This is a genomic window from Parafrankia sp. EUN1f, from assembly GCF_000177675.1.
Taxonomy (GTDB): Bacteria; Actinomycetota; Actinomycetes; order Frankiales; family Frankiaceae; genus Parafrankia.
Map to the genome: position 1 here is coordinate 1 of NZ_ADGX01000122.1, position 26,222 is coordinate 26,222.

Consider the following 26,222-nt stretch of genomic DNA (forward strand, 5'->3'; position numbering starts at 1 on the left):
CCGCAACCCGCCCACCACCGGCACGTATCTGATCAAACCCAAGGCTGGAGGCGTCCAGCACCGGCATCGAGACCGGTGACGCCCGGCAGATCCTCGACCGCCTCGCCGCGCACCCGGCGGCATCCGACACGTCCGATGTGTTCGTCGAACAGTTCGTGCCCGGCCAGATCTGGCACCTCGACGGCTACCTGCGCCACGGCGTCGTCCGCACCGTGACGAGCAGCGTCTACGTCGGGGACTGCCTGAACTTCGCCCACGGCAGCCCGCTCGGCTCCGCGCAGACCCCGGACGAACCGGAGGCGCTGGCGCTGCTGCGCCGCACACTGCCCGTCCTCGGCCAGCGCGACGGCGCCTTCCACTTCGAGCTGATCCGGACAGGCGACGGCCGGTTCCTGTTCCTGGAGACGGCGAGCCGGGTCGGCGGGGCCGGCGTCGCGGAGACGTTCGAGCTGCGCACCGGCGTCAACCTCTACCAGGTCGACCTGGCCCACCAGTTGCACCGCACCATCACCGAGCCCCCCACCCGGCCCTCGGCGCACTGGTACGGCTGGTTCGTCTTCCCCGCGCACCATCGCGCCGAGGGCACCAGCGTCGACTTCGACCCCGACCGCTACGCCGGGCGCCTGGTCTCCTACGTCCACAACGATCGCCCCGCGGCCAGGGCCGGCGAGATCAGCTACGCGGCGGCGGCGACACCACTGTCCGGGGTGGTCCGCGGCACCGCCGAGGGCCTGCGTGACACCCTCGCCGAGATCTGCGCGCAGACCCATGTGAAGGAACCGCCAGCGGGCGACCCGCACCGCGCTGCTGTCCGGCCTCGTCCGGCCGTCCGGCCGCCATGTCCGCTCCCTTAGCGGGGACGTCCCGCCTGTTTGCGGTCCGCCAGTCGGCAGCTGACCGGGTAGGTGCGCGACAATCCCGACAACGTGTATCAACGCGCTTGAAGGCGACGTTCTCGGGCCTGCCAACGAGACCGCCGCGGGTGTCGCAGACCGGCAGGCCGGCAGATCGGGTGAGAAGGAGGTCGGTTCGTGGCCGATACACAACTGGTGATGGGGGCGAGCGGTTTCCTCGGTTCGCATGTGACGCGGCAGCTGGCGGAACGCGGCGACGACGTGCGGGTCTGGATCCGCAAGACGAGCTCGACGGTGGCCTTCGACGACCTGGAGGTCGAGCGCGTCCACGGTGAGCTGACCGACGACGCCGCGTTACTGGAGGCGATGCGCGGAGTCGACACCGTCTACTACTGCATCGTCGACGCCCGGGCCTGGCTGCGCGACCCGGCACCCCTGTTCGCGACGAACGTCGAGGGGCTGCGGCACGTGCTCGACGCCGCGGTCGAGGCGAAGGTGCGGCGCTTCGTGTTCTGCAGCACCGTCGGCACGATCGGCCGCTCCGACGACGGCGGCCCGGCCGACGAGGACGATCCGCACACCTGGAAGCACCTGGGCGGGCCGTACATCCAGGCACGGGCCGACGCCGAGGACCTCGTCCTGCAGTACTGCCGCGAGCGTGACCTGCCCGGGGTCGTGATGAACGTGTCGACGACCTATGGGGCGCCCGACCACGCCTCACCGCACGGCCAGCTGGTGGCCGAGGCCGCCCGCGGCAAGATGCCGATCTACTTCGGCAAGGCGTCGATGGAGGTCGTCGGCATCCGGGACGCCGCCCGCGCGTTCCTGCTCGCCGCGGAGAAGGGCCGGATCGGCGAGCGGTACATCATCAGCGAGAGCTACATGACCTGGAAGGAACTGGTGACGATCGCCGCCGAGACCGGCGGGGTGAAGCCGCCGCGGATCGGGATCCCGATCCCGGTGATGAAGGTCATCGGCCGCCTCGGCGACTTCGGGCAGAAGGTGCTGCGGCGCGACACCGTGATGAACAGCGTGAGCGTGCGGCTCACGCACTTCATGCCGCCGCTGGATCACAGTAAGGCCACACGCGAGCTGGGCTGGGAGCCCTCCCCCACCGCGGACGAGATCCGCGAGGCCGCCCTCTTCTACCTCGAACGGGACCGCAGGAAGGCCCAGGCCGCCTGACGCGGGGCGGACGGCCGCGGCCCCGGGCTCGACTCAGCCACCGGGGCCGCGGCGCCCGCCCAGCCGACGCGCCCGCCCAGCCGACGCGGTCGGCCGGCCGTGGTCGCCGTGTTACCTCCGTGCGATCCCGTCCGTCTCCTCCCTGTCAGCCGCGAGAAGGAACATCTCGGCAGGGAGTGAAAGAGGATGACGATGCAGGCACGGATGAAGAACCCGGCTCTGCTGCTTCCCCATGGCATGGAGGCGATACAGGCCCTGTACAAGGCGATGGCCGCGGGCGGGGTGGACCCGAGGACGATGGAGCTCGTTCATCTGCGGGCGAGCCAGATCAACGGGTGCGGGGCCTGCGTGCACGCGGGCGTGACGAACGCGCACAAGGCCGGGGAGAGCGACGAGAGGCTTCATGCGACGGCGGGCTGGTACGACTCGCCGCTGTTCGACGACGCCGAGCGGGCCGCGCTCGTGCTCACCGAGGCGGTCACCCGCCTGAGCGACCGGCCCGGCCAGGTCACCGACGAGATCTGGGCGGACGCGACGAAGCACTACGACGAGCAGCAGCTCGCCGCCATCATCCTGATGATCGCGACGACGAACTTCTTCAACCGGATCAACACCACGATCAAGGAGCCCGCGGGCACGACCTGGAGCTGACCGGATCAGGTGGTGGTCGCCGGTGCGGGGCGGTTCCGCGGAACCGCCCCGCACGGCACAAACGCCTACGTCACGGGCAGGTCCGGTAGGTGCAGCCGCTCGAGACGGGCTGGGTCGGCCAGCACGTCGATCGCGACGATGGTGCCGACACGTACCGCGAAGCCCATGACCGACACGGGCGTCCCGGCGACGGTCACGACGACACCCGCCTCGCCGTGGACCAGGACCGGATGGACGGCCGCGTCGGGGCGGGCGAACATCAGCGCTCGGCGGGCCACCGCCGCGGCACCGCGCACCACCGCGGTGACAGCCGGCCGGGCGGCACCGCCGTCGGCGCGCAGAACGACGTCCGGGGCGAGCACCCCGAGGAGAGCCTCGAAGTCGCCGCTGCGGGCGGCCCGGAAGAACGCCTCGACCACGGCGTGCGCGGCGGCCCGGTCCGCCGCCGAGGACGGATGCCCCGCGGCTCCGGCGCCGACGGGGACGGGACCGGGGACGCGGCCCTGGACCCGTTGGCGGGCGCGGCTCGCGAGCTGCTTGGTGGCCGCCGGTGTCCGCTCGAGGATCACGGCGATGTCGGCCATCGGGACAGCGAACAGATCATGCAGAACGTAGACGATCCGCTCGGGCGGGCTGAGCGTCCCGAGGACGACGTCCAGGGCGAGCCCGACCGCGTCGGCGAGCAGCGCCTCGCGTTCGGGGTCAGCGCCCGTGACCGGGGCGACAACCGGATCGGGCAGGTGCATGTCCAGCGGCGCATCCCCGTCGAGGGACTGCTCCCGCCGGCTTGCCCGGGCCCGCAGCATGTCCAGGCAGATCCGGCTGGTGACGGTGGTGAGCCAGGCCCGCAGGTTCAGCACCTCGCCGACGTCGGATCGGCTCAGCCGGACCCAGCATTCCTGCACCGCGTCTTCCGCGTCGTCCCACGAGCCGAGCAGGCGGTACGCGACCGACCGCAGGTACGGCCGTTGCTCGCCGAACCTCTCCGCCAACAGCTCCAGCCCAGCCACCGACCCACCGTCCCCTTCGCCCGCCCCGGCCCTGCCACCACGCCGCCACGATCTGGACGGAGTGGATCAACCCGAGGTAACACCGGAACGCTTCGTGGGCGTTCGGGCCTCCTTCATTCCGCGGTTCGCGAGCCGGTCGGCGCGCTCGTTGTCGGGATGACCCGCGTGCCCTTTCACCCAGAGCCATTCGATGGTGTGCCGGCCGGCCAGGACGTCCAGTTGCTGCCAGAGGTCGGCGTTCTTGACCGGCTTCTTGTCCGCGGTCAGCCACCCGTTGCGTTTCCAGCGCGGCAGCCATCCGCTGACGCCGTTGCGCAGGTACTGGCTGTCGGTGTGCAGGCGCACCGCGGAGGGGCGAGTGAGTGCCTCCAGCGCCCTGATGGCGGCGAGCAGCTCCATCCGGTTGTTCGTCGTGTCGGCGGCCTCCCCGCCGTACAGCGTCTTCTCGTGTGTTCCGTAGCGCAGCACGGCGCCCCAGCCGCCAGGGCCCGGGTTGCCGCTGCAGGCCCCGTCGGTGAAGATCTCCACACCGGCCATGAAACCCCTCTCGGCTGCTGCCGTCGGCGAGTCCGTCGCCTCGGCGTGCCACTGTCAGCCAGCAGAAGGCTGTCAGCCGGCAGAAGGAGCAAACTACCGGCCGACTGGCCCGGTAGTGCCACTTCCCGGCGAGCCGGGACGCCGCGGAGATCGTCCGGTCCGCCCGACCGACCGTGGGCGCGCCTCACTTTCGGGGTGCCTGGCTGACTTTCGGGGTGCCTGGCTGCTGCCGACGAGTTGATCCTCACCGGGGCAGGCGGCAGGCTCTCGGACACGTCACACCGGGCTGGTGGCGAAGCCTTTCAGAGAGGTACCTATGACAGATCTGCGGACTGCATCTCGTTTCCGGCGGACCGGCTCGTCCGCCGCCCTGCGCAGGCGGGCCAGCTCCTCGCCAATCCCGCGCGGCGCGGAAGGACCGCGCTTACACCGGTCGGGCCGCGGCGACACGTCCCGTGCGGGTACCGATGCGGGCGTGGCTCCGCGTATGGGTGTACGTGTGGGTGCGCTGGTGGTCGCGGCGCTGCTGCTGCCGATGCTCGCGGCCTGCTCCGACCCGATCACCGGCGAACGCCCCGACTCCGCCGGACGGACGTCGTCCGAGCACGAGGGCGCCTCAGCCGGCTCGACGGCACCACCGCGGGCGGTCACCCGGACGACGCCACGGGCGGACGGGCCGGCGGCGGACCTGTCCGCCGAGCTCACCGGCGGCAACGGCGTGTTCATCGGGTCGCCGACACCCGCGGACCTGGCGCCCGCCGGCTACGTGCAGCACGAGTACGTCGCCGCGGGCACCGCCACCTCCTACCGCTCCGAAGGGGAGCTGAGCCAGGACGGCAGGTGGACCTTCGCCCCGGACGGCACCGCGCCCTACCGCACCCGGGTGCTGGTGCGCCGGCCGGCGCGGACCGAGCGGTTCAGCGGAACCGTCGTCGTCGAATGGCTCAACGTCAGCGGTGGGGTCGACGCCGACCCGGAGTGGACCAGCCTGCAGGAGGAGATCACCCGGCGCGGCGACGTCTGGGTCGGGGTCTCGGCGCAGCGCATCGGCATCGTCGGCGGGCCGGTACTGGTGACCGCGCCCGGCGCCGAAGGCATCGCCGGGCGCGGCCTGCGCGCGATCGACCCGGCCCGTTACGGGACGCTCACCCATCCCGGCGACGGATTCTCGTTCGACATCTACACCCAGGTCGCCCGCGCGGTCGGCACCGGCGCCGGGCTCGACGGGGCGAAGCCGTCGGTCGTCGTCGCGGCGGGCGAGTCACAGTCGGCGGCGGCGCTCGTCACCTACATCAACGGCGTGCAGCCGCTCACCGCCGAGTTCGACGGCTTCTTCGTGCACAGCCGCGGAGCCGCCGGGCTGCCGCTGGTCGGCGCCGACCAGCCGGCCGACCTCGCCGGCGCCCTGCAGGGCGCGCCGACGACCCTGCGCACCGACCTGGACGCCCCGATCCTCAACGCGCAGACCGAGTCCGACCTGCTCGGCGTGCTCAACTCGTACAAGGCCCGCCAGCCCGACAGCGAGCGGTTCCGACTGTGGGAGGTCGCCGGCACCGCGCACGCCGACGCGCACCTGCTCGGCCCGAACGCGGACGCGATGAACTGCGGCGTGCCGATCAACAACGGGCCGATGCACGTGGTCGCCAAGGCCGGCCTGCGGGCGCTCACGACCTGGATCACCACCGGGAAGGCCCCGAAGTCCGCCCCGCTCATCGAGGTGGCCACGGGCGCGTCCCCGCAGATCCGCCGGGACGCCGACGGCATCGCGCTCGGCGGCATCCGCACCCCACCGGTCGACGTGCCGGTCGCCGCGCTGTCCGGCGCGCAGGGTCCGGACCCGTCGGTGCTCTGCCTGCTGCTCGGCTCGGCGAAGCCGCTGCCCGCCGACCGGCTCGCCGCGCTCTACCCGGACCGGGCGACCTACCAGCAGCGCTACGACGCCGCCGTCGACAGCACCGTCACCGCCGGCTACGCCCTTCCGGAGGACCGCACCGCCCTCGCGGCCTTCGCCGAGCCGGGCAGTGTCAGCTAGCTAGGGGATACGGACGGCCATCGTCGGCCTCACCCGGCTGGCTGCCCCCGTTCTGACCCTCCACTCGCAGGGCCACCGGGCCCTCGCGACCACGGCCTGACCCGCCGAGCCCCGGCCCGGCAAGACCGCAGTCGGCTGCCCCCGGCCCGCCGCCACCACCATCCCGGCCCCCTCAGCTGGGCACAGCACGTGCCCAGCTGAGCGCTTCCTGTCCAGCGGCTGTGACGGATGCCATAAAAACGACTCTGATAGTAAAAACGAATTTCTTCGTGCTTATGCTCCCGACGTCGAACTTCTACGAGGTGTCGAGATCGGGAGGTCGGATGCATCCGGAACCGCGGCACGTCCGCCCGGCAGGTGACGCCGAGCCCGGCACCGGCGGCGGCGGGCGGGCCCGCCGGCACGGCGCGCTGGCCACGGACAGCAGGCTCGGTCTGCTGGCCACCCTGCGAGCGGCCGGCCGGCCGCTCGACGCCCGGGAACTCGCCGAGACGACCGGGTTCGCCGTCTCCACCGTGCGCTTCCACCTGGACGTCCTGGTCGGAGCCGGCCTGGTCAGCGCACGGCCGGAACCCCGTTCCGCCCCCGGCCGACCGAGGGTGACCTACTCACCCGTCGCGGCCGGTACGACGGCCACCGATCCTGCCGGCGACGAAGGCGGCGCCGGCTACGAGCACGAACAGCTGCTGTTCGTGCTCGCGGAGAACCTGGCCGACACCCCCGCCGAACGTGCCCGGATCGCGCGCCAGGCCGGACAGGCCTGGGCCAGCCGACAGGTCGAGAAACCCCCGTCAGCTCCCGCCGAAGGACCCGACGCCGGGCCGGGTTCCGGCCCCGCGGAACAGGCACGCACCGTCGACCAGACGACCGCCGTCGACCAGGCGGCCGCGGTGTTCGCCGAACTCGGCTTCGACCCCGAAGTCGAACCAGCCGACGCCCCGGGTGCCCCGGGCACCCCGGGGGTGGGCCGGCGGATGCTGCTGCACTCCTGCCCGTTCCGCGCCGTGGCGGCGGTCCACCCCGACGTCATCTGTTCGGTGCACGCGGGCCTGCTCTCCGGCCTGCTCGAACGACTGGGCAGCCCGCTGGTGCCGCGCGTCGTGCCGTTCGTCGAACCAGACCTGTGCATCGCCCACCTCGATGCCCCGCCGTCAGCAGGGCCGGCCTTCGACAGCCCTGGTGCAGACGGCTCCATCCCGTCCGGGCTTCTCCCCTCATCCATCCCGGACCTATCCACCCCCTCAGGTTCCGTAGCCGGCGGAACCGGGTCAGGAGGACGACTCGTGCTCTCCATCGAATCGGCCGCTGTCGTGCGCGCCACCGCCCCGGTCGTCGCCGCTCACAGCGTCGAGATCACTTCGGCCTTCTACCCGCGGCTGTTCACCGCGCACCCCGAGCTGTTGCGCCTGTTCAACCAGGGCAACCAGGCCAACGGTGACCAGCGGCGGGCGCTGGCGGCCTCGGTGGTCGCCTACGCCACGCAGCTCATCGACCCGCAGGCCCCGTCGTTCCAGCCCGTGCTCGAGCGGATCGCCCACAAGCACGCCTCCCTGGGGGTTCTCCCCGAGCAGTACACGATCGTCGGCCGGAACCTGCTCGCCGCCGTGGGCGACGTGCTCGGCGACGCCGTCACACCCGAGATCGCCGCCGCGTGGGACGAGGTGTACTGGCTGTTCGCCTGCCAGCTCATCGCCGAGGAAGCCCGTATCTACCAGCGGGCCGGGGTGGACCCGAGGCACATCTGGCGCCCCTGGGAGGTCATCCGGCGGACCGAGGAGACGCCCGACGTCATCTCGCTGCTGCTGCTCCCCGCGGACGGCCAGCCGGCACCGCCCTGGCAGGCCGGGCAGTACGTGTCGGTCGCCGTCGACCTTCCGGACGGAAAGCGGCAGCCGCGGCAGTACACCATCTCCACGGCCCCCGGACGGGCCGGGATGCGCCTGACGGTCCGCCGGGTGCGTGGAGCGGACGGCAACCCGGACGGGGCGGTCTCCTCGTTCATCCACGACAGCGTCGATGTCGGCACGGTGCTGGACGTGAGCCAGCCCTTCGGGGACGTCGTCCTCGACGACAGCTTCGACCCGCTGCTGCTGGTCAGTGCCGGAATCGGTATCACTCCGATGGTCGCGATGCTCGACCACGTCACCCGTACGCGGCCGGACCGGCGCGTCGTCGTCGCCCACGCGGACCGCTCCGCGCTGTCCCACCCGGTGCGCGACGAGGTGCGGATGCTTGGCCGCCAGCTGCGCGGGTTCGAGGAGCTGACCTGGTACGAGCAGCACGACGGGGCGCCCGAGCCCGGGGTCGAGGCCGGCCTGATCGACGCCGACAAGCTCCCGGTCCCGGACGGCGTTCGGGCCTACCTGTGCGGACCGCTGCCGTTCATGCGGGACGTCCGGGCCAGCCTGCTCCGCCGCGGCGTGCCCGCCGAGAACATCCGGTACGAGGTCTTCGGCCCCGACCTGTGGGCCGGCCAGCTCTGACACCGGCCCCGGATCAGGCGATCCCGGCGATCGCGGCCTGAACCTTGCTTCGCAGACCCTCGGGAAGCGGCGCGTAGCCGAGTGCGGTCCGGACCCGTCGGTGCTCTGCCGCTGCTCGGCTCCGCGAAGCCGCTGCCCGCCGACCGGCTCGCCGCCCTGTACCCGGACCGGGCGTCCTACCAGCAGCGTTACGACGCCGCTGTAGCCAGCGCCGTCAAGGCCGGTTACGCCCTGGCGGAGGACCGCGACGCCCTGGCGGGCTTCGCCGAACCGGAGAAGATCGAGTAGCCGAGGCCGACCGGGCCGGGAGGAGGCCGATCGGGCCGGGAGGCAGTACCGCGACGCCGGGTGTCGTTGCCCCAATCAGGCCCGTCACGCTCCGGACCAGCGGTAGGTTGCTGTTCGTGTCCGATCTCGATCCCGTTGTCTCCACACCTGCCGAGGCACTCGCGGTCCTGCAGGAGGGCAACGCGCGTTTTGTGCGGGGCGAACGGCTGCACCCGAACCAGGACGCCGACCGGCGATCGGCGGTGGCGCCCAGGCAGCAGCCGTTCGCCGTGCTGTTCGGATGTTCCGATTCGCGGCTGGCAGCCGAGATCATCTTCGATCGAGGGCTGGGAGACCTCTTCGTGGTCCGGACCGCCGGGCATGTCGCGGGGCCTGAGGTGCTCGGCAGCATCGAGTACGGCGTGAGCGTGCTCGGCGCGCCCCTCGTCGTCGTTCTCGGGCACGACGCGTGTGGCGCTGTCACCGCGGCGTCCGAGGCGGATCGTGACGGGAGGGCGCCGGCGGGCTATATCGGGGACCTCGTCGAGCGGGTCATGCCAAGCGTGCTGTCCGCGAGGGCAGCCGGGCACACCGACATCGACGCGTTCGTGCACACGCACATCCGGCGGACGGTGGACGGCCTGGTCGGCCGGTCAGTCCTGCTCGCGACCGAGGTCGCCGCGGGACGATGTGCGGTGGTCGGCCTGTCCTACCAGCTCGCGGGGGGCACCGTCAGCGTGGTCAACAGCCATGGACCCGTGCCCGCAGCCCCCCGATGACCCGCGCCGCTCCGGAGCGGATACTCGTCAGTACCGGTGCGTGCCTGTCATCAGGCGTTGAAGGTTGTGGTGGTGGTGCGGCGTCCGTCCTGGGCCGGTCGGCACCGCCGGGATCTCGGGACGCCGGCTGACCGGGCCACCTTCACGACGTTGCACACCGCCTCGCTGGCCGCGCCGCACCTGCGCGCTGGCCTGACGCGGGACGGCGCGGTCCGCTCTGTCCGGCATTTGCGCACCCTGCTCGGCACCGACGCGGTGGCCCTCGTCGACACCGCCACGACGCTGGCGTGGGACGGTTCCGGCGGTCACCACGCGCCGGCGGCCAGCGGGCACGCCCAGCCGGTGCTGCGCGATGGTCGCACGCTGGTACTCGGGCCGGCGGAGATCGCCTGCGGCGACGCGGCCTGCCCGCTGCGCGCGGCGGTGATCGTGCCGGTGACCAGCGAGGGCCAGGTCGTCGGTGCCCTCGCCGCCTACGTGCCGGACGTCGGTGCGAGCCTGGTGCGCGCGGCGGTGGAGGTGGCCCGCTGGGTGTCCGCGCAGATCGAGCTGGCGGAGCTGGAGGCGTCCCGGACACGGGCCGTCGAGGCGGAGCTGCGTGCGCTGCGGGCGCAGATCAGCCCGCACTTCGTCTACAACTCGCTGGCCGCGATCGCGTCGTTCGTGCGCACCGACCCGGAGCGGGCCCGTGAGCTGCTGCTGGAGTTCGCCGACTTCACCCGGTACGCCTTCCGGCGCGGCGGCGAGTTCACCACGCTCGCCGACGAGATGCGCAACATCGAGCGCTACCTGGAGCTGGAGAAGGCCCGCTTCGGGTCCCGGCTGCGGGTGCAGGTGCTCGTCGCGCCGGAGGTGCTGCCGGTGGTGGTCCCGTTCCTGTGCGTGCAGCCGCTGGTGGAGAACGCCGTCCGGCACGGGCTGGAAGGCCGGCCGGGCGTCGGGAAGGTCTCCCTCGGTGCGATGGACGACGGCGCGCGGGCCCACATCTGGGTCGAGGACGACGGCGCCGGCTGTGATCCCGAGGTGATCCGCCGCGCCCTGGCCGGCGACCCGGCCGGCGACTCGATCGGCCTCGGCAACGTGGACGCCCGGCTGCGCCAGGTCTTCGGCGACGACTGCGGGCTGGTCGTCGAGACGGCCCCCGGCGCCGGGACGAAGGTCAGCTTCCGTGTCCCGAAGTACGCGCCTGGCGTCCGCCCCGACTGACGCTCACCCTGTTCGAGGAAGGGCAGCCGGCGCGGCGGCAAGATGAACGTCACGCTCCGCCGCTGCGGCGTTCCGTGTCGTGCATGAGGTCGGCGATGAGGATGTCGAGCAGGTACTCCTCGTGGACAGCGACCCCCGTGCGGCCCATCGCCGTGGCCAGGTCGGGATCCCACGGAGTCGCGGCCGGGCTGCCCGCGAGCGGGACGCCCCCGGAGGCTTCGACGCCTCCCACCGCCCCCAGGTAGTCGCTCGCGGACAGCCTCCACGGAGCCGCTCCCAGCGCGAGGACGCGCCCCGCGATGGCGATCCCTGGCCAGTCGAAGTCCCCGTGGTAGCGCACCGGGACACCGCCAAGGACAAGGGCCTGTACCAGCCGTGTCCCGACCTCCGCTGGGCTGCCGGAGAGGCAGATCAGCGGAGCCGGCGCCCCGGCCCGGGCAGCGGCCTGTAGAACCTGCGGGTTCTCGCAGATCGACACCGTCTGGTCCGGTGAGCCCAGGGCGACCTCACCGGCGCGCCCGAGTTCATGCAGGGTGAGGTGGGTGACGAGGCCGAGGTCCCGGCGCTGGCGCATCATCGCCGACCAGGCGTCGTCGCCAGGTGGCCGAAGCGACCAGACCAGGACCGTGCCGGACACGCCGTCGGTGGCGACGCCGAGGGCGTGCCACAGTTCGCGCCGCTGTGCGGAGGTCAACGGCGCCGGGCGGCCTGTGGCGATCGCCGCAGCCCGAAGAACGGCCGCCGCCGTATGCCGCGAGTCGTCCAGGCCATGAGCGTCACCTGTCGTCGCGGTCGCGAGGGAGGCGATCTGCCAGCCGACGGGGTCGTCACCGCCTAACGGTCCCGACGTTGTCCGGGGGCCCGTCTCCAGGCCTGTCCTGAGGCCCGTCGCCGACGTGCGGGCCAGCAGTCCGAGGGTGCTGGCGGCGCAGGCCAGGGCGCGGCCCGCGGTGTCTGCTCCGGCGCGCGTCAGAATGCCGGTGCGCCTCAGATCCGCGATCCAGCCCGAGATCCACGGGGCCCCGGCGAGGCCCGCGGTGGCCAGCGCCTCGTCGAGCCCCCGCCAGGCCTGTGCCCACTGCTCGTCGGTGGCGCGCCGCGCGGCGGTCCGGTCGTGCAGGGGGCGGCCGTCGAGGTGCTCCAGAACCGACACCAGACCCCGGCCCGCTCTGGAACGCCGCAGTGCGGCGTCGAGTTCGGCGAGTCCGACGGGACGCTTCGGCCCGACCGTGACCCGGACGCCCAGCAGACCGGACAACTGTGCGGCGGCGGTCTCGTCCAGGTCCACTTTGAGGGTTCCGGTCGCCTGCAGACCGTTGCGCTCCAGTCGGGACCGTGCCGCGACCCACAGGGGCCGCAGCACGGGCGCTTCGAGATAGGCCTGCACCTGCGCAGGCAGTGCCGCTGAGGGCGGGGACTTCATGCGGAGTGGAGGAAGTGGCGGTTACGGCCGTCCCAGCGCACGTGCACTGTCGCGGCCGGGCCGCCGCCGTCCTGGCGGCAGATCTCGTAGATGTCCAGGGCAGGCACCTGCGGCACGCATCCCCACAGCGCATGGCCGGTCATCGCGAAGTCGACGTCGAGGCGGACCAGGAGACCGAGCAGCTCGGCGATCGTCGGATCGTCGACCTTGGCGAAGGCGTCGTCGAGCAGGATGAGCCGCAGCGCGGTGGCTGTGTCGTCGAGGCCTGACAGGTACGCGTCGACCGCGGCGAACAGTGTCACGTACGAGACGAACCGGGTCTCGCCCTGGGAGAGCTTCGCACGCCGGCTGATCCGGCGTTCCTGGCCCGGCTCCGGCCCGGTGATGATGACCTCCACCGTGTGCCAGGTGCGGTAGTCCAGCGCCTTCCGCAGGAACTGGGCGTATCCGCCGTTCGGTTCGGCGAGCGCCTCCGCGGCGACCCTCTCGCGCAGCAGCTCGAGCAGCTCGGCGTCCTGAGCCTGGCTGCGCACCGACGCGGCAGTCATGACGAGCTGTCTGATCCGGCTGACGGCGGCGTCGTTGTCCGCGGCGAGCTTCCAGGTGAGCCGGACGCCGATGCCGTGGCTGGTCTGGATGGACCGCAGGCTGCGGTTCATCGCGGTGATGAGGTCCTCCGCCTGGTACAGCCGGCCGCGGAGCTCCTCCCCGACCTCACCGAGGATGAACTCGGTGAACACCTGCTGTTCGCGTTCGGTCAGTGCCTCCCGGCCCTGGTCGCACTTCCGCGCCAGGTCGGCGGCGGCCTCGACGAGCGGCCGGCGGCCGTCCGCGTCGGCCAGTTCGTAGAGCAGGACCTCGCTGTGCCTCGTGACGATCACCTCGTAGCTGGCTGCGATCTCCCGGTCGAACACCTGTTGGGCGCGGATCAGCGCGTTCTCCTCGATCCGCGACCTGCGCAGGCCGGCCAGCAGCTCGGCGGCGTCCGCGGCGACGGCCCCGGCGGTGTGGTCGGTGAACGGTTCGGCGGGCTTCGCCGTGAACGCGGAGGCGACGACACCGGGTTGCCCGAGCTGCGCCCGCACGGCGTCCACCTGCTCGGCGAGGGCGGCCTGCTCGTCGCGGACCTTCTGATCGGCGTTGTCGGCCTGCGCGGCCGCGGTCGCGGCGGTGCTCCGCAGCTCGCCGACGGCCGTCTCCGCGGCGCCGAGTTTCCGCTTCGCCGCGACCTGGCCAGCCTCAATGGCCTTGAGCTCCTCGAGGACCCGCGCGGGGTCGGCCCCCAGCGCCCTACGCAGCGCCTGGATCCGGGTGTCGCCGGTGTGCCACCCGTTCCAGGCGAGCTCCGCGTCGCCCTCGGCCCGCCCCCGCGGCTCGGCCGCGGTCGCCAGGGCGCCCACCGCCCGCTGGTGTCGCTCCGCCAGACCGGTGAGGACATCAACCTGGTCGATCACTGCGCCGCACGTGCCGGCCGCAACGGTCGCGGCACGCGCCAGGTCGGCCAATGCGTCGGCGTCAACGGGCAGGCCGAACTCGGCGCAGGCGGCGCGATGCGCCTTCTCGCTCTCGGCCAGCGCGACAGCCCGCCGGTCGGCCTCCGCCCGCAGTCTGCCGGCCTTCGTCGCGGCCTGGGTCGCCTGCCGCTCCTCGGAAGCCGCCCGGACCCGGGCGTCGCTGAGCGGCTTCGACCGCGGTGCCGACCGCAGGTGGCCCCGGATCGCCTTCTTGCGCTCCTCGATGCGGGCGCGCTGTTCCGCCCGCGCTTGCGCCGCCGCGGCCAGCTCCTCGAGCTCCACGCCGATCTCACGCAGGCGCTGGACCCGGTGGGCCTGCCGGGCGGCGGCGCCGATGTGCCGTGCGGCCGGAACCGTGTGGCGGCCTCGCAGCGGGCCGTTCGCCCAGCTGCCGTCGGGCGCGACCCACATGGCGGCGGACGGGTCGGCCAGACCGATCCGTCCCAGCAGCGCGCTGATCACCCCGGGGTCGATCGGACCCGCCGGGTCGGGCACCAGCTTTCCGGCCACGGAGACGGCAGCCCGGGGGCCGATCGGCGAGACGAGCAGCTGGCCGCTGGTGGCGGTCAGCTGGCCGCGGGCGTCGATGGTGGCGGTCAGCAGGCCCGATGCGAGCAGCGCCGCCTCGATCCCGGCCTGCTCGTCTGCGGACTGGCCGGGTGCGAAGTCGACGCACTGCCACAGGGCAGCGCCGCGAGCGGCGGTGACCCAGAACGGCTCGAGCGGCGGATCGTCGCGGGACGCCTCAAGCTGCCGCCGCTCGGTGACGAGCAGCTCGACCACACGCCGGTCCGCCGTGTCGTCGGCGTCGAGCCGATGCAGTTCGCCCGCCAGCCGGTCACGGGCACCGGTCGCGGTGTCGTCCGCGGACCGGTCGAGCTCGGCCAGGTCGACCGGGCTGTCCGCCTCGGTGCCGCACAAAACCAGTCGGTCCAGCAGCAGTGGGCCGAGGGTCCGCTGGGCGGACCAGTCCACGTCGCCCAGGAGATCTCCCGTTCTGGGGTCCCCCAGCCAGGCCCGCCAGCTCTCGACGAGGCCGACAGCCTCTCGGTCGCGCTCGTCGGCCTGCTGCTCGGCGCGGCTCGCCGCGGTCTCCGCCTCGACGGCCGCGTCGTCCGCGGTCTCCACGGCCCGTTGAACGCCGGCCCGGTCGTCGGACAGCCGCCGGGCGTCCGCGGCGCGGCTGGTGGCACGCGCGGCCCGCAGGTCCGCGGCCTCCCGCAAACTGCCCGCCGCGGCCCGCAGGCCGATCAGATCCGCCGGGACCAGGCGCGGCACGTCCGCCGCCGGCCGGAGCGTCGGGACGGGCGGTGCGTCCCGATGGACGCGGACAAGGTCGCTCCGTCGCTCCGGGGGCGTCCGGACCAGACCGATCGATGCGGGCAGCTCGTGGGCGGTGAGCCGCACCCTGGTCAGCTGGTCGCGGGCCTGGTCGATCCGCTCGGAAAGCTCGTCGACCGCGGTCGACATGTCGGTGAGCAGGGCGTTCGCCGCGCCGACCAGCTCCACCTCGCCCTCTCGACGCAGCTGGGCCAGGTCCAGCTTGGCCCGGGCGGTCTCGGCGAGCGAACTGACCGTCGCGCTCAGCTCGGTGAGCTCCTTCGCACCGCGATAACGGTCCGACTCCTTGAGCGCCTCCAGCGCCGCCGCGAGTTCGGAGACCTGGTCGGCCAAAAACTGACGCCGTTCCAGCGTCTCGAGGAGCTCGGACTCGAGGCCGGTGGCGATCGCGCGCCTGCGCACCGCCTCGGCCTCGGTCTCGAGGCAGCTCGCCGCACGCTGCCTGGTTCCGGTCAGCGACCGGGTCAGCACCCCGGCCACGTACCTGCGGTAGCTGTCGAGGAACGCCACGACCTGCCCGTGCGCGGCTTCGAGCCGTTGCTGCTCGTCACGGGTGCTGGTCAGGCCGTCGAGCTGCTGACCGGCGTCCGTCAGTGCCTCCTCGGACAGAGGCGGCAGGGCGTCGGAGACGATCTGCGGGAGTCTGCCTTCCTCGATCCGGTTGCCGACGTCCGGGGAACGCAGGGTGTGCAGGAGTTTCATCAGCCCGTTGAAGCGTTCCTTGCCGGCATCGCCGCCCGTCAGGCCGAAGACCTCGGCGCGTACCCGTTCGCGGTGCGGCTCGGGTCCGTCGCTGATCCGGTCCTCGCCGACGGCCTGGCCCAGTTCTTTGCGGCCGAGCGGCTTGCGGTCGGCGGTGAGCAGCGACAGCTCGTGCCCCACCCGCAGTGCCGTCGTGAAGTACCAGACCTTGGCTTCCTTCGTGCTCGCCGAGAACCGGACCAGGGCTCCCAGGGTCAGGTATCCGCTGGCCGGGTCCTCGTCGGCCTCGACGTCCCGACGCAGTTCCAGCCACATGTAGCCGAGGCGGTTCGTCTGCTCCCCGGCACCGGCGGTCATCAGGTCCTCCATGCGGACCGCCGTCCCGGTGCCCATGTTGCGCCGGTCCGCGTCGAGGAGGAACGGCAGCAGCATCTCGAGCGCCCGGGACTTGCCCGAACCGTTCGTGCCGCGGAGGATCAGCCGGCCGCCGGAGAGGTCGAAGGTGTTGTCGTAGTAGTGCCACACGTTCACGAAACCGGCGCGGGACAGTCGCCAGCGATAGGGATGACGCCTGATCGGTGTCGGGCCGAACCTGTCCTCGGTGCCCTCGGTGAGGGCGAGAGTCTGCTGCATCACAGCTCCAGCTCCGGGTGGTAGGCCGCCCGCCCGCTATCTAGGCGGCGGGCCGCGCGGGTCGGCGGGGCGACAATCGGCTGGGGGCGGTAGCGAGCAGCGGCCGGATGGATCACCAACCCGCCGGGCAGGATCGACGCCAGGCCGACCTCCGCGAGCGTCGCCGCGACCGAGTCCCGCAGCAGCCGGGGGTCGTCGAGCGCGTCCGAGCTCCATGCCTTGCCGTACTGGGACGACAACCGGGCGAGCGTCGCCTCCACGTCGGGCCAGCCGACCACCAGACCGGCGATCGCACGCCCGTCGCGCAGGACGGCGGTGTCGCCGGGCCGCGGCTCCCGCTCCGCGAGCAACGCGCCGACCAGGAGCAGCGCCGCCTGCCTGATCGTGCCCGTGCCGGGAAAGGGCTCGTCCGTCAGCGAGCCGGTGGCGTCGTAGGCGAGCGCGCCCTCCGCGCGCACCTCCAGGGTGAGGCCGAAGTTCTCGGCCAGCGCCCGGGTCAGCTCGGAGCGTTCGCGGGAGAGCACGTCGCGCTCGGCATCGGTGAGATCCTCACGGCGGACGAGCGGGCATTCCACCAGCCGGCGGCGCAGCGAGCGCCGCGGTTGCTCAGCCGCCTGTGGGTCGGGCGCGAGCAGCTCGTCCGGGGTGGCGACACCCGTCAGCGAGCGGGCGAGCAGCTGCGGCAGCTGGTTACGGGCGACATGGAGCAGGGCCTCCTCGATCTGCCGTTCGCCCCAGGCCATGGCCGTGCCATCGGCTTCGATCAGCACTCCCCAGCGGACCAGCAGCTCGACGGCGGTGACCAGGGCGCGGCGCTCCGGCAGCGTGTCGCCGACGCGCACGCCGATGGTCGCCGCGTCCGCGCGCACCTGCTCGATCAGCGCGGAGATAAGGATCATCTCGCCGGTTCCGGGAGCGAGCAGCGCGGCGCAGAGCAGAGCCAGATGGGTGTAGGTGACCGGAGCGAACGGACTGTTGTCGCGGCGCCGCGCGGGCCGGGAGGGTGCGCCGGGTGCCAGCGGCGCCTTGAACAGGCGGGCGAACGACGCCTCGACGACGAGCACATAGCCCAGCTGCGCCTTGAACATGCCGCGCAGCGCGGGGGCGTGCAGGCGGACGAACGAGAGCTCGTCGGGATGCGACGTGGCGGTCAGCACTGGATGTGCCAGCAGCGCGCGGGCCGCCTCGACTCGTTCCCGCGCCGAGCTGGCCGCGGTGCCCGTCTCGGGTGTAGGCCTCATGCGCTCGCCGCCGTGCGCGCCCGGCCGGGACCGGCGAGCGGGACGACCGACAGCAGAAGGCCGTCAACCGTCAGTGTTCCGTCGTCACCGTTGATCACAGTCAGCTGGCCGCGTGCCGGAACACCGCGCAACGCCAGCCCCAGATCCGAGGCGTGGTGGTCGGCCTCCGCCTCACCGCCGGCCGTGGCACTGAGTACCGGGGGTAGCAGCTCGAGCAGCAGGTCCCGGGCGGCTCGGCTGAGCCGGCTGCGGTGCAACGAGCCGGCCGCGAGCAGCTCGGCGGCCGCCGCCTCCCGGGCCTGTGCACGTTCCCGCGCCGCATTCATCAGCAGATCTGTCTGCTCCTTCGTGTCGGGTACCCGGGACGCCCGGCCCCGCACCGTGCGATCACCACGCTCCCGCAGCGACACCGGGACGTCGACGGGCGCGGCCACCCACCACGACGTGCTCGGCCCAGCCCGCAGGTCCTGCTCCTCGGGCCCAAGCAGCAGGTGGCGCGCCGGATACGCGCCAAAAGCCGCGTCGAAAAGGAGATGTGCGGTCTCGCTGTCCGCGCAGTGGAACCAGCCGGCGAGTTTGAGCAGGTCGGCACGACGCGAAACTCCGGTCCCGGATGCGGCGAGCATCCGCTTCGCGTTCGCGATCAGCTGGCCGAGCGCCTGGCGAGCCGCGACGCGCAGCTGTTCCGGGCCGGAACGGACGCTCGACGCCCCATACCACGCGGCGAGTTGCTCCCATTCCGCTCGGGTACGCCCTGGCAGACGTTCAACGACGATCAGTGCATCGCCCGTCGCCGGTGGCTCGGGCAGATTCTCGAGAAGGGTGTCGATGAGGGACGGGGAGAGCAGCGTCTTCAGCCGGCCGAGAATCTCCGGCGCGTTCCGTGAGACGTCGGCGCCGATCAGGTCGACGTAGTCGAGCAGGAGGTTCTTGAACTGGGCGTATTCCTCACCGGCGAGGTCATAACGGGTCAGGACACCGGACAGGTAGGCGTAGAAGTCCGTGACGGACTCGTGGAACAGGCGGTGGTCGTTGAACACACCGGTGACCTGGCCGGCAAGCAGCTCGGAATCGATCGGCCGGTCGCGGTAGGAGACCTGCAGAAGAATCAGCCGCAGGGTTTCCGAGACACGCGCGAGCAGTTCGCGCGCAACCTCCCGAGCACCCTCCGTGGCCCGCATGATCTCCTCGGCCTCGCGGTGAAGCCGGCCTCCCAGCTTCGAGACCTGATAGCGGGAACGGGAACGGTGGTACGCGGCAACCGTGCGCACGCGTGTCTCACGCACGGACGGCACCAGGTTGCCCCAGATGACCAACTGCCGGCATCGGGTCTCGACGGTGTCGGTGTCGAGCTCATGGCCGCGTTCGACCAGCTGCGTGGCAACCTCGGCCGCGGACAGGTCCGCCAGAAGCGTCTCGCTGAAGAGCCGCATCACCGCCATGTAGTCATCGGCAGCCTCGGCGGTGAGGTAGCTGAACAGCGCGCGCCTGGCCGCCCTGTCCTGCACAGCGGATTCGTCCTCTGCTCCGCCGCCCCCGCGCTCCTCCACGATCCCCCCTCGGAGTGGTTCCAGAGGAAGGTATCTCGCGGATCCGACATTTCCGTGTGCCCCCAGGTGGTCCTGTGCGCCATCGCGCGGCGTCACAAGATCACGGTCGCTGGAGCTCGGGCTGGCAGAGTTCGCCTGCGACGACTCGGCCAGCCCGCTGCCGGCGCCGGCGATCGTGCCGGTGACCAGCGAGAACCAGTTCGAGGCTGCTCCCGGTCAGATGTGCGGCGCGACCTCGGCGGCGACCAGCGCCAGGTGGTCGAGGTCGGTCAGGTCGAGCAGCTGCAGGTAGATCCGGCTGGCGCCGGCGCCGCCCGGGCCGTAGGCGGTGAGCTTCTCGACGACTTCGGCCGGGGTGCCGGCCAGGCCGTTCTCCCGCAGCTCGCCGAGGTCCCGGCCGATCCGCTCGGCACGGAGCTTCAGCTCCGCCTCGTCCCGGCCGCAGCACAGCACCTGGGCGGCGGAATAGACCAGCTCGTCCGGGTCCCGGCCGGCGGTCTCGGCGGCCTGGCGGACCCGGGCGAACTGCGCCGCGGTCCGGTCCAGCGGCGCGAACGGGATGTTGAACTCGGCGGCGTACCGGGCCGCGAGCGCCGGTGTCCGGGTCGCGCCGTGGCCGCCGATGATGATCGGCGGGTGGGGCCGCTGGAGCGGCTTGGGCAGCGCCGGGCTGTCGGTCAGCGTGTAGTGCGCGCCCTGGTGGGAGAACGACTCACCAGTCGGTGTCGTCCACAGGCCGGTGATGATCGCGAGCTGCTCGGTCAGCCGGTCGAACCGCTCGGTCGTTCCGGGGAAGGGGATGCCGTAGCCCGCGTGCTCCTCGGTGAACCACCCGGCGCCCAGGCCCAGCTCGACTCGTCCACCGCTCATCTCGTCGACCTGGGCGACCGAGATGGCCAGCACACCCGGCAGCCGGAAGGTCGCGGACGTCACCAGGGTGCCCAGCCGGATGCGGCTGGTCTCCCGGGCGATGCCGGCCAGGGTGACCCAGGAGTCGGTCGGCCCCGGCAGCGGACTGCCCGGCCCCATCCGCAGATAGTGGTCGGAACGGAAGAAGGCGTCGAACCCTCCCTCCTCCGCCGCCCGGGCCACGGCGAGCTGCTGCGTGTAGGAGGCGCCCTGCTGAGGCTCGATGAACACTCGGAGATCCATGTCCCTACCCTGTCAAACTCGTTCGGTGCCGCGATGGACGGGAGCGTCGGCCACGGTGCCGTGCCTGGCGCCGGCGCCCCCACGTCTGCGGCTCGGCTGCGGCTCGGTTCGGGCTCGTCAGCGCGACGGCAGGCCGAGGCGTTCGAGGATCTCGCGAAGCCGGTGGCGGCCCGCCATCGAGTCCGGGCCGGCGAGGCGGGACAGTGCCCGGTCGCTCCAGTTGCCGTCGAGGCCGAACCGGGCGTTGTAGGCGGACAGCCGCTCGTCGTAGGCCGGGATGTGCGCGTCCGCGGCGACGTCGTAACGCTCCCGGTGCAGGACCGCCTCCCGCGGCAGCCGCGGCTTGACGTCCGCCGCCTCGGTCGGGTCGGGTGTGCCGACGGCCAGCCCGAAGGCGGCCACGGCGTGCGGCGGCAGGCCCAGCTCGGCGGCCACCTCCTCGGGCCGGTTGCGGACGGCACCGACGAACACGGTGCCGAGGCCAAGCGACTCGGCGGCGACCGCGGCGTTCTGGGCGGCCAGTGCCGTGTCGACGAAGCCGACGATGGTGGTCTCCAGGTAGTCCACGGCGCCGACCGTCGTCCCGGCCTGTTCGGCCAGCCGGTGCACCCGGCTGAGGTCGGCGATCCAGACGAGGAACAGCGGAGCCTGCGCGATGAACGCCTGGTTGCCGGCGAGCGCGGCCAGCCGGGCCCGGCGCTGCGGGTCGCGCACCGCGACGACGCTCCACACCTGCAGGTTGGACGACGTCGACGCGGACTGGGCGGCGGTGACGATGGCGGCCAGCTCGTCGTCGCTGACGTCACGCGGCCCGAACCTGCGTACGGAGCGATGCGCGAGCTGAACCCTGAGCACATCGTTGATCGCGTCGAGTTTCGCGGCGGGATCGCCGTAGCGGGCGGCGGCAGGCATCGGGCGCGGACCTCACAGGAGTCGTCGGTGGCGTCGAGCGGGCGACCAGGAACAGTAAAATCATATTCCCGATCGACTTATTGTAGATTGCCTGGTCGTCTGACCGCTGAGAGGCTTGTTACTCCGGCTGCTCCGGGCGGATGGAACCCCGACCACGGCGCGCCCGGGATCGCCCGGCGGACCGCCCGACCTGTTGACCGGCTGACCTGCTGACCTGCGACAGGAGGTGACCCGCGGCTCTCGCGTGTGACGCGCACCTCGTCGTAAGGTACGGATCATGGTCGTGGCGCGGCAGCGGGCCCGGGACGCCGGTGCAGGATTACGTGCCCTGGTGGTCGACGACGAGGCGCCCGCGCTCGCCGAGCTGCGCTGGCTGCTCGAACAGGACGCCAGGGTCGGCCAGGTCTGCGCGGCGGGCAGCTCGGAGCAGGCCCTGCGCCTGCTCGACACCGTGCTCTTCGACGTGGTCTTCTGCGACATCCGGATGCCGGGCCTGGACGGGCTCGGCCTCGCCCGGGTGCTGGCCCGGTTCTCCGAGCGCCCGCAGGTCGTGTTCGTCACCGCCTACGACCGGCACGCCATCGACGCCTTCGAGGTGCGGGCCACCGACTACCTGCTCAAGCCGGTGCGGCCGGAACGGCTGGGCGAGGCTGTGCGCCGGGTGCTGGACGCCGCCGGCAGCCGCAACACCGCCCCCGCCGACGACGACGAGACGATCGCCGTCGAGCTCGGCGGGGTGACCAGGTTCGTCCACCGCTCCGAGGTCACCTATGTGATCGCCCACGGCGACTACGTCCGGCTATACACGGCGACCGAATCCCACCTGCTGCGGGTTCCACTGACCACGCTGGAACAGCGGTGGGCGGCGGCGGGCTTCGTCCGGATCCACCGCAGCGCGCTGGTCGCCCTCGGCGCGGTCGACGAACTGCGCAGCGACGAGGGCCGCTGCTCGGTGCGGATCGGTGAGCGGGTGCTCGCGGTCAGCCGCCGCCACACCCGGGAGCTGCGGGACCGGCTGGTCCGGGCCGCGAGCCCCGGCCGAGACCCGAGCCGAGGCCGGGAGCGTGCCACCTGACCGCGGCCGAGTCACCAGACCCACTCGGCCCGTCCGCTCTTGTGGAGCCCGGACCGCGCGGGCTGTCTGGGCCGCCGGGGTTGTCCGGGCCGCCGGGGTTGTCCGGGCCGCCGGGGTTGTCCGGGCCGCCGGGGTTGTCTGGGCCGCCGGGGTTGTCTGGGCCGCCGGGTCGGGGCGGACAACCACCGCGGGTGCGGGTCACCTCCCCGCGGATGTCGGCGGCCGTTGCCAGGCCGGCCCCGCGGCCGCACGCCGCCCGGGACGTCGACGAGTCGACCGGGGTGCGCGAGGTCTACCTGCGTTCGTTGCTGCGGGTGCAGCGCCGGCTCGCGCTCGGTGTGCTCGGCGTGGTGGCCCTGCCGCTGGCGGCGGTCCCGGTGCTCTTCGCGCTGGTGCCCGCGCTGTCGGCGTACCGGGTCGCCGGGCTCCCGCTGCCCTGGCTGCTGCTCGGTGTGGCGGTGCATCCGCTGCTGCTGGCGGCGGCCGCATGGTACGTCCGGCGGGTGGAGCGGACCGAGGCGGACTTCACCGATCTGCTGTCCGGCGGCGACAGCCACGGCCACGGCGGCAGCCGAAGCGACCACTGATGCCGGCCGCGCCCAGAAGGCAGCGATGACCCAGGCGCTCGCGGTCGTCCTCGTCTGCGCGGCGACCGTCGCCGTCGGTGCGCTGGGGCTGCGACTGTCCCGCACCACCAGCGACTTCTACGTCGCCAGCCGCATGGTCAGCCCGCGCTGGAACGCCTCGGCGATCGGCGGCGAGTACCTGTCCGCGGCCAGCTTTCTCGGGGTCGCCGGCCTGGTGCTCGCCGCCGGCACCGACATGCTCTGGTACCCCGTCGGCTACACCGCCGGGTACCTGGTGCTGCTGGTGCTCGTGGCGGCTCCGCTGCGCCGCTCCGGCGCGTACACGCTGCCCGACTTCGCCGAGATCCGGACGTCGTCGCCGGCCGTGCGCCGGGCCGCGTCGGTGCTGGTCGTCGGCATCGGCTGGCTGTACCTACTGCCTCAGTTCCGCGGCGCAGGGCTGACGCTGCGCACCGTCTCCGGCGCCCCGAGCTGGGTGGGCTCCACGGTCGTGGCCGTCGTCGTCGTGGCGAGCGTGGCCGCCGGCGGGATGCGCTCCATCACCCTGGTGCAGGCGTTCCAGTACTGGCTGAAGCTGACCGCGATCGCCTTCCCCGCGCTGCTCCTGCTCATCGCGTGGGGCGCCGACGGCGCGCCCGACCCGGTGACCGACCGGCCGCCGGTCGCCGCCGAGACGATCACGTTCACGCTGGCGGACCCCGTCCGCGTGCAGGTGGACGTCCCGGTCACCCTCACCGTCGACGGCACGGTCGACGGGGCGCCGGCCCGCGGCGAGCTGCGGCTTCCCGCACCCGGCCAGCTGACGTTCGGCGCCGGGACGACCATCGTCGTCCCGGCCGGTGCCGTGGTGCCGCGTGCCGAGAACGTCCCGGCCGGCGACGGCGCGAGCTGGATGGCGCCCACCGCGGCCGACGGCGCCGACGACCACCCGGTGTACCGGACGTACTCGCTGCTGCTCGCCCTGCTGCTGGGGACGATGGGGCTCCCGCACGTGATCGTGCGCTTCTACACCAACCCCGACGGCCGGGCGGCCCGGCGGACCGCGGCCTTCGTCGTCGGACTGCTCGGCGTGTTCTACCTGTTCCCGCCGATCTACGCCGCCCTCGGCCGGATCTACGCCCCCGACCTGCTGCTCACCGGGCGCACCGACGCGGTCGTCCTGCTGCTGCCGGAGCGGATGCTGCCGGCCCCGTGGGGTGAGGCGATGTCGGCGCTGGTGACGGCCGGCGCGTTCGCTGCCTTCCTGTCGACCGCGAGCGGGCTGACCGTCTCCGTCGCCGGTGTCCTCAGCCAGGACCTGCTGCGCGGACGGGCCCGCGCGAGTGTCACCGGGTTCCGCGCCGGCTCGCTGATCGCGGTCGTGGTGCCAGCGGCACTGTCCCTGCTGACCGTGCGGGTGGGCCTCGCCGACACCGTGGGCCTCGCGTTCGCGATGGCGGCGTCGACGTTCTGCCCGCTGCTGGTACTCGGCATCTGGTGGCGACGACTGACCGCGGCAGGCGCGCTGGCGGGCCTGGCCACCGGCGGCCTGCTGGCCGGCACAGCCGTCATCGTGACCCTGACCGGCGTGGATGTCCCCGGAATCGCGGGTGTGCTGCTGGCCCAGCCGGCGGCATGGACGGTACCACTGGCCTTCGCGGTCACGATCGGCGTCTCGCTGGCCACCCCCAGGTCGGCCCCGGCCAACGCGCAGCAGGTACTGGTGCGCCTGCACGCCCCCGAACGGTTGGCACTCGACCCCGGCACCCGACCGGCCTGAGTCGCGTACGAACCGGTCTGAGCCTCGGCAGCGACGATTCCGCTGCGTCTGAGGTTGTCGGACGGGGCAACTGGTTACAGCTGGGCCAGGAGGCCGCGGGCCGACTCGACGCATCGGCCAAGTCGGTCATGGGGGCTGATTCCTGCTTCTGCCTGGGAGCGGATCGGTATCTCAAGTCCGATCGGCAGGTCGCGGGGTAGCGCGGCGAGCAGGTCGAGCAACGGTAGCCCACCGGTGCCTGGCACCATCCGTTCGAACATCGCCTCTGTCATGTAGTCGGGGGTGGTGGGGACCAGTGGCGCGTCGCTGAGCTGGATGTAGCCGATGACGTCGGGTTCCAGGGCCGCGACGTCATCTGGTGTGGAGCCGGACCGGATGATGTGCATCGTGTCGATGAGCAGGCGGAAGTCCGACCGCCCGACCTGGCGGATGGCGTAGAGCGCCGTCGGCAGATCTCCGATCGTCAGGCCGGGACTCGGTTCCACGGTCGTCTCCATACCGAAGGCCGCCGCCGCCTCGGCCAGAAGCCCGAACTGCTCGACGCTGCGATTCAGGTCGGGATCGAGGGCGACGGTGTTGATTCGTTGGGCACCCAGCTCCGCCAGGAGTTCGAGGTCGTGGACTCGGTCGCGGATGCCACGGTCACGCATCGTCGCGATCATCTGGGCGCGCAACGCGGAATCCTCGCGCAGCGAGAACGGCAGGTACCCCATCGAGCTGTGGGGGTGGGATTCAAGGCCGGTCGAGATGTGCCGGCAGCCGAGGTCCGCGGCCAAGGAGACGAATTCTCGTGGTGGCATTCCGAAGACACTGAGGAACTCGATTCCTAAGAGCTTGTCTCACGTGGCCAGTTTCTTCCAGCAGGTCAGCGACGCTGCCAGGGTGAGGAATCCGAGGAAGTTGTGGCCGTTGCGTTCGTAGCGGATGGTGAGGCGGCGGTAGCCGCCGAGCCAGGCCGATGGGTCGGCCGCGCGGCGAGGTGCCAACCTGTGGGTTGGTCCTTTTCCGCGCAGCCTCCCGCCGAACCGGACTTGATAGTTTCCTGATCATCCGGCTCTCTGGTGACTATGGCGTGAGCTGTGTGGCTGGCTGTCCGCCGTGGATTTGGCTGTGGCAGCTGATGCAGACGACGAGTGTTTTGCGTCTGCGGTTTGCCATCGCCGTAGCCCAGGCGGGTGACAGGGGCCCGGGTGCTGTGAGGTCTTTGAGCGCGCGGACGTGGTGTACTTCAACGTTGCCCGTCTGCTGGCAGACCTCGCAGGTGTCCGCGAGGAGCCGGGTGAGCAGCTCCTTGTGCGGATGGTCGACCCGGGTCGGCGCACGGTCAAG

At 72.3% G+C, this 26,222-nt stretch carries 20 protein-coding genes and 2 pseudogenes; 11 read left to right on the plus strand and 11 right to left on the minus strand.

Annotated elements, in window-relative coordinates; translation table 11 throughout:
- Positions 1 to 137 precede the first annotated feature (137 nt).
- The 3 genes from FREUN1FDRAFT_RS40215 to FREUN1FDRAFT_RS28050 all read left to right on the plus strand — a co-directional run bounded on the left by FREUN1FDRAFT_RS40215 (position 138) and on the right by FREUN1FDRAFT_RS28050 (position 2,690).
- Positions 138 to 854 carry a hypothetical protein gene (locus FREUN1FDRAFT_RS40215; protein ID WP_006543666.1) on the plus strand — a complete coding sequence of 239 codons (717 nt, stop codon included), beginning with the start codon at positions 138 to 140 and terminating at the stop codon, positions 852 to 854.
- A gap of 177 nt (positions 855 to 1,031) precedes the next feature.
- The gene (locus FREUN1FDRAFT_RS28045; RefSeq protein WP_006543667.1) at positions 1,032 to 2,039 is read left to right on the plus strand and encodes an NAD-dependent epimerase/dehydratase family protein; all 1,008 of its coding nucleotides are present in this window, start codon (positions 1,032 to 1,034) and stop codon (positions 2,037 to 2,039) included.
- A gap of 192 nt (positions 2,040 to 2,231) precedes the next feature.
- Positions 2,232 to 2,690: a carboxymuconolactone decarboxylase family protein gene (locus FREUN1FDRAFT_RS28050; RefSeq protein ID WP_035954006.1), complete on the plus strand. Its 459-nt coding sequence runs from the start codon at positions 2,232 to 2,234 to the stop codon at positions 2,688 to 2,690.
- 65 nt (positions 2,691 to 2,755) lie between these two features.
- Here FREUN1FDRAFT_RS28050 and FREUN1FDRAFT_RS28055 read toward each other — a convergent pair whose 3' ends face one another.
- Together FREUN1FDRAFT_RS28055 and rnhA are read right to left on the minus strand one after the other, a co-directional pair.
- Positions 2,756 to 3,700, minus strand: coding sequence for a sigma-70 family RNA polymerase sigma factor (locus FREUN1FDRAFT_RS28055; RefSeq protein ID WP_006543669.1), 945 nt, complete (start codon positions 3,698 to 3,700; stop codon positions 2,756 to 2,758).
- A gap of 66 nt (positions 3,701 to 3,766) precedes the next feature.
- Positions 3,767 to 4,237, minus strand: a complete 471-nt coding sequence (rnhA, locus tag FREUN1FDRAFT_RS28060; RefSeq protein WP_006543670.1) for a ribonuclease HI — start codon at positions 4,235 to 4,237, stop codon at positions 3,767 to 3,769.
- A 487-nt stretch (positions 4,238 to 4,724) separates the two neighbouring features.
- Here rnhA and FREUN1FDRAFT_RS28065 point away from each other — a divergent pair, with 487 nt between their 5' ends.
- The 5 genes from FREUN1FDRAFT_RS28065 (at position 4,725) to FREUN1FDRAFT_RS28085 (ending at position 11,004) form a co-directional block, all read left to right on the plus strand.
- Positions 4,725 to 6,269: an alpha/beta hydrolase domain-containing protein gene (locus FREUN1FDRAFT_RS28065; RefSeq protein ID WP_232295448.1), complete on the plus strand. Its 1,545-nt coding sequence runs from the start codon at positions 4,725 to 4,727 to the stop codon at positions 6,267 to 6,269.
- 323 nt (positions 6,270 to 6,592) lie between these two features.
- Positions 6,593 to 8,752 carry a globin domain-containing protein gene (locus FREUN1FDRAFT_RS42105; RefSeq protein WP_006543672.1) on the plus strand — a complete coding sequence of 720 codons (2,160 nt, stop codon included), beginning with the start codon at positions 6,593 to 6,595 and terminating at the stop codon, positions 8,750 to 8,752.
- A gap of 81 nt (positions 8,753 to 8,833) precedes the next feature.
- Complete coding sequence (locus FREUN1FDRAFT_RS28075; protein ID WP_006543673.1) at positions 8,834 to 9,040, plus strand: alpha/beta hydrolase domain-containing protein; 207 nt, start codon at positions 8,834 to 8,836, stop codon at positions 9,038 to 9,040.
- Between the two features lie 116 nt (positions 9,041 to 9,156).
- Positions 9,157 to 9,798, plus strand: a complete 642-nt coding sequence (locus FREUN1FDRAFT_RS28080) for a carbonic anhydrase (protein WP_006543674.1) — start codon at positions 9,157 to 9,159, stop codon at positions 9,796 to 9,798.
- 69 nt (positions 9,799 to 9,867) lie between these two features.
- Positions 9,868 to 11,004, plus strand: a complete 1,137-nt coding sequence (locus FREUN1FDRAFT_RS28085; protein ID WP_006543675.1) for a histidine kinase — start codon at positions 9,868 to 9,870, stop codon at positions 11,002 to 11,004.
- 49 nt (positions 11,005 to 11,053) lie between these two features.
- On the opposite strand, the gene FREUN1FDRAFT_RS28090 is transcribed toward FREUN1FDRAFT_RS28085, so the two are convergent.
- The 6 genes from FREUN1FDRAFT_RS28090 to FREUN1FDRAFT_RS28115 form a co-directional block, all read right to left on the minus strand.
- Complete coding sequence (locus FREUN1FDRAFT_RS28090) at positions 11,054 to 12,427, minus strand: TIGR02679 domain-containing protein (protein WP_006543676.1); 1,374 nt, start codon at positions 12,425 to 12,427, stop codon at positions 11,054 to 11,056.
- Positions 12,424 to 16,617 carry a TIGR02680 family protein gene (locus tag FREUN1FDRAFT_RS28095; protein WP_006543677.1) on the minus strand — a complete coding sequence of 1,398 codons (4,194 nt, stop codon included), beginning with the start codon at positions 16,615 to 16,617 and terminating at the stop codon, positions 12,424 to 12,426. Before FREUN1FDRAFT_RS28095 ends, FREUN1FDRAFT_RS28090 begins: the two co-directional genes overlap by 4 nt.
- Positions 16,617 to 17,858, minus strand: coding sequence for a TIGR02678 family protein (locus FREUN1FDRAFT_RS28100; RefSeq protein WP_006543678.1), 1,242 nt, complete (start codon positions 17,856 to 17,858; stop codon positions 16,617 to 16,619). Before FREUN1FDRAFT_RS28100 ends, FREUN1FDRAFT_RS28095 begins: the two co-directional genes overlap by 1 nt.
- Positions 17,855 to 19,408: a DUF2397 domain-containing protein gene (locus tag FREUN1FDRAFT_RS28105; protein WP_006543679.1), complete on the minus strand. Its 1,554-nt coding sequence runs from the start codon at positions 19,406 to 19,408 to the stop codon at positions 17,855 to 17,857. The genes FREUN1FDRAFT_RS28100 and FREUN1FDRAFT_RS28105 overlap by 4 nt, the downstream gene beginning before the upstream one ends.
- A 216-nt stretch (positions 19,409 to 19,624) precedes the next feature.
- Entirely contained in the window at positions 19,625 to 20,560 is a 936-nt protein-coding gene (locus FREUN1FDRAFT_RS28110; RefSeq protein WP_006543680.1) for an LLM class F420-dependent oxidoreductase, read from the minus strand.
- 117 nt (positions 20,561 to 20,677) lie between these two features.
- Positions 20,678 to 21,472, minus strand: a complete 795-nt coding sequence (locus tag FREUN1FDRAFT_RS28115; protein WP_006543681.1) for an NADPH-dependent oxidoreductase — start codon at positions 21,470 to 21,472, stop codon at positions 20,678 to 20,680.
- A gap of 277 nt (positions 21,473 to 21,749) precedes the next feature.
- Between FREUN1FDRAFT_RS28115 and FREUN1FDRAFT_RS28120 the strand changes: the two genes are divergently transcribed.
- From FREUN1FDRAFT_RS28120 to FREUN1FDRAFT_RS28130, 3 genes are all read left to right on the plus strand, one after another.
- Entirely contained in the window at positions 21,750 to 22,547 is a 798-nt protein-coding gene (locus FREUN1FDRAFT_RS28120; RefSeq protein ID WP_006543682.1) for a LytTR family DNA-binding domain-containing protein, read from the plus strand.
- Positions 22,548 to 22,738: 191 nt separating this feature from the next.
- Complete coding sequence (locus tag FREUN1FDRAFT_RS28125; RefSeq protein WP_006543683.1) at positions 22,739 to 23,134, plus strand: hypothetical protein; 396 nt, start codon at positions 22,739 to 22,741, stop codon at positions 23,132 to 23,134.
- A gap of 25 nt (positions 23,135 to 23,159) precedes the next feature.
- Positions 23,160 to 24,893: a cation acetate symporter gene (locus FREUN1FDRAFT_RS28130; protein WP_006543684.1), complete on the plus strand. Its 1,734-nt coding sequence runs from the start codon at positions 23,160 to 23,162 to the stop codon at positions 24,891 to 24,893.
- A 74-nt stretch (positions 24,894 to 24,967) separates the two neighbouring features.
- On the opposite strand, the gene FREUN1FDRAFT_RS28135 is transcribed toward FREUN1FDRAFT_RS28130, so the two are convergent.
- The 3 genes and pseudogenes from FREUN1FDRAFT_RS28135 to FREUN1FDRAFT_RS47775 all read right to left on the minus strand — a co-directional run.
- The gene (locus tag FREUN1FDRAFT_RS28135; RefSeq protein WP_050796065.1) at positions 24,968 to 25,693 is read right to left on the minus strand and encodes a sugar phosphate isomerase/epimerase; all 726 of its coding nucleotides are present in this window, start codon (positions 25,691 to 25,693) and stop codon (positions 24,968 to 24,970) included.
- A 39-nt stretch (positions 25,694 to 25,732) separates the two neighbouring features.
- A pseudogene (locus FREUN1FDRAFT_RS45365) lies at positions 25,733 to 25,849 on the minus strand (IS5/IS1182 family transposase); the annotation flags it as partial.
- A 109-nt stretch (positions 25,850 to 25,958) separates the two neighbouring features.
- Positions 25,959 to 26,222 (minus strand): annotated as a pseudogene (locus FREUN1FDRAFT_RS47775) (maturase); the annotation flags it as partial.

What these genes read in the sequence shown, in the direction of transcription:
- FREUN1FDRAFT_RS28050 (WP_035954006.1), top strand. Translation starts at nt 2,232, where the DNA reads ATGCAGGCACGGATGAAGAACCCGGCTCTGCTGCTTCCCCATGGCATG.
- rnhA (WP_006543670.1), bottom strand. Translation starts at nt 4,237, where the DNA reads ATGGCCGGTGTGGAGATCTTCACCGACGGGGCCTGCAGCGGCAACCCG.
- FREUN1FDRAFT_RS28065 (WP_232295448.1), top strand. Translation starts at nt 4,725, where the DNA reads ATGGGTGTACGTGTGGGTGCGCTGGTGGTCGCGGCGCTGCTGCTGCCG.
- FREUN1FDRAFT_RS42105 (WP_006543672.1), top strand. Translation starts at nt 6,593, where the DNA reads ATGCATCCGGAACCGCGGCACGTCCGCCCGGCAGGTGACGCCGAGCCC.
- FREUN1FDRAFT_RS28090 (WP_006543676.1), bottom strand. Translation starts at nt 12,427, where the DNA reads ATGAAGTCCCCGCCCTCAGCGGCACTGCCTGCGCAGGTGCAGGCCTAT.
- FREUN1FDRAFT_RS28095 (WP_006543677.1), bottom strand. Translation starts at nt 16,617, where the DNA reads ATGCAGCAGACTCTCGCCCTCACCGAGGGCACCGAGGACAGGTTCGGC.
- FREUN1FDRAFT_RS28100 (WP_006543678.1), bottom strand. Translation starts at nt 17,858, where the DNA reads ATGAGGCCTACACCCGAGACGGGCACCGCGGCCAGCTCGGCGCGGGAA.
- FREUN1FDRAFT_RS28110 (WP_006543680.1), bottom strand. Translation starts at nt 20,560, where the DNA reads ATGGATCTCCGAGTGTTCATCGAGCCTCAGCAGGGCGCCTCCTACACG.
- FREUN1FDRAFT_RS28115 (WP_006543681.1), bottom strand. Translation starts at nt 21,472, where the DNA reads ATGCCTGCCGCCGCCCGCTACGGCGATCCCGCCGCGAAACTCGACGCG.
- FREUN1FDRAFT_RS28120 (WP_006543682.1), top strand. Translation starts at nt 21,750, where the DNA reads ATGGTCGTGGCGCGGCAGCGGGCCCGGGACGCCGGTGCAGGATTACGT.
- FREUN1FDRAFT_RS28130 (WP_006543684.1), top strand. Translation starts at nt 23,160, where the DNA reads ATGACCCAGGCGCTCGCGGTCGTCCTCGTCTGCGCGGCGACCGTCGCC.
- FREUN1FDRAFT_RS28135 (WP_050796065.1), bottom strand. Translation starts at nt 25,693, where the DNA reads ATGCCACCACGAGAATTCGTCTCCTTGGCCGCGGACCTCGGCTGCCGG.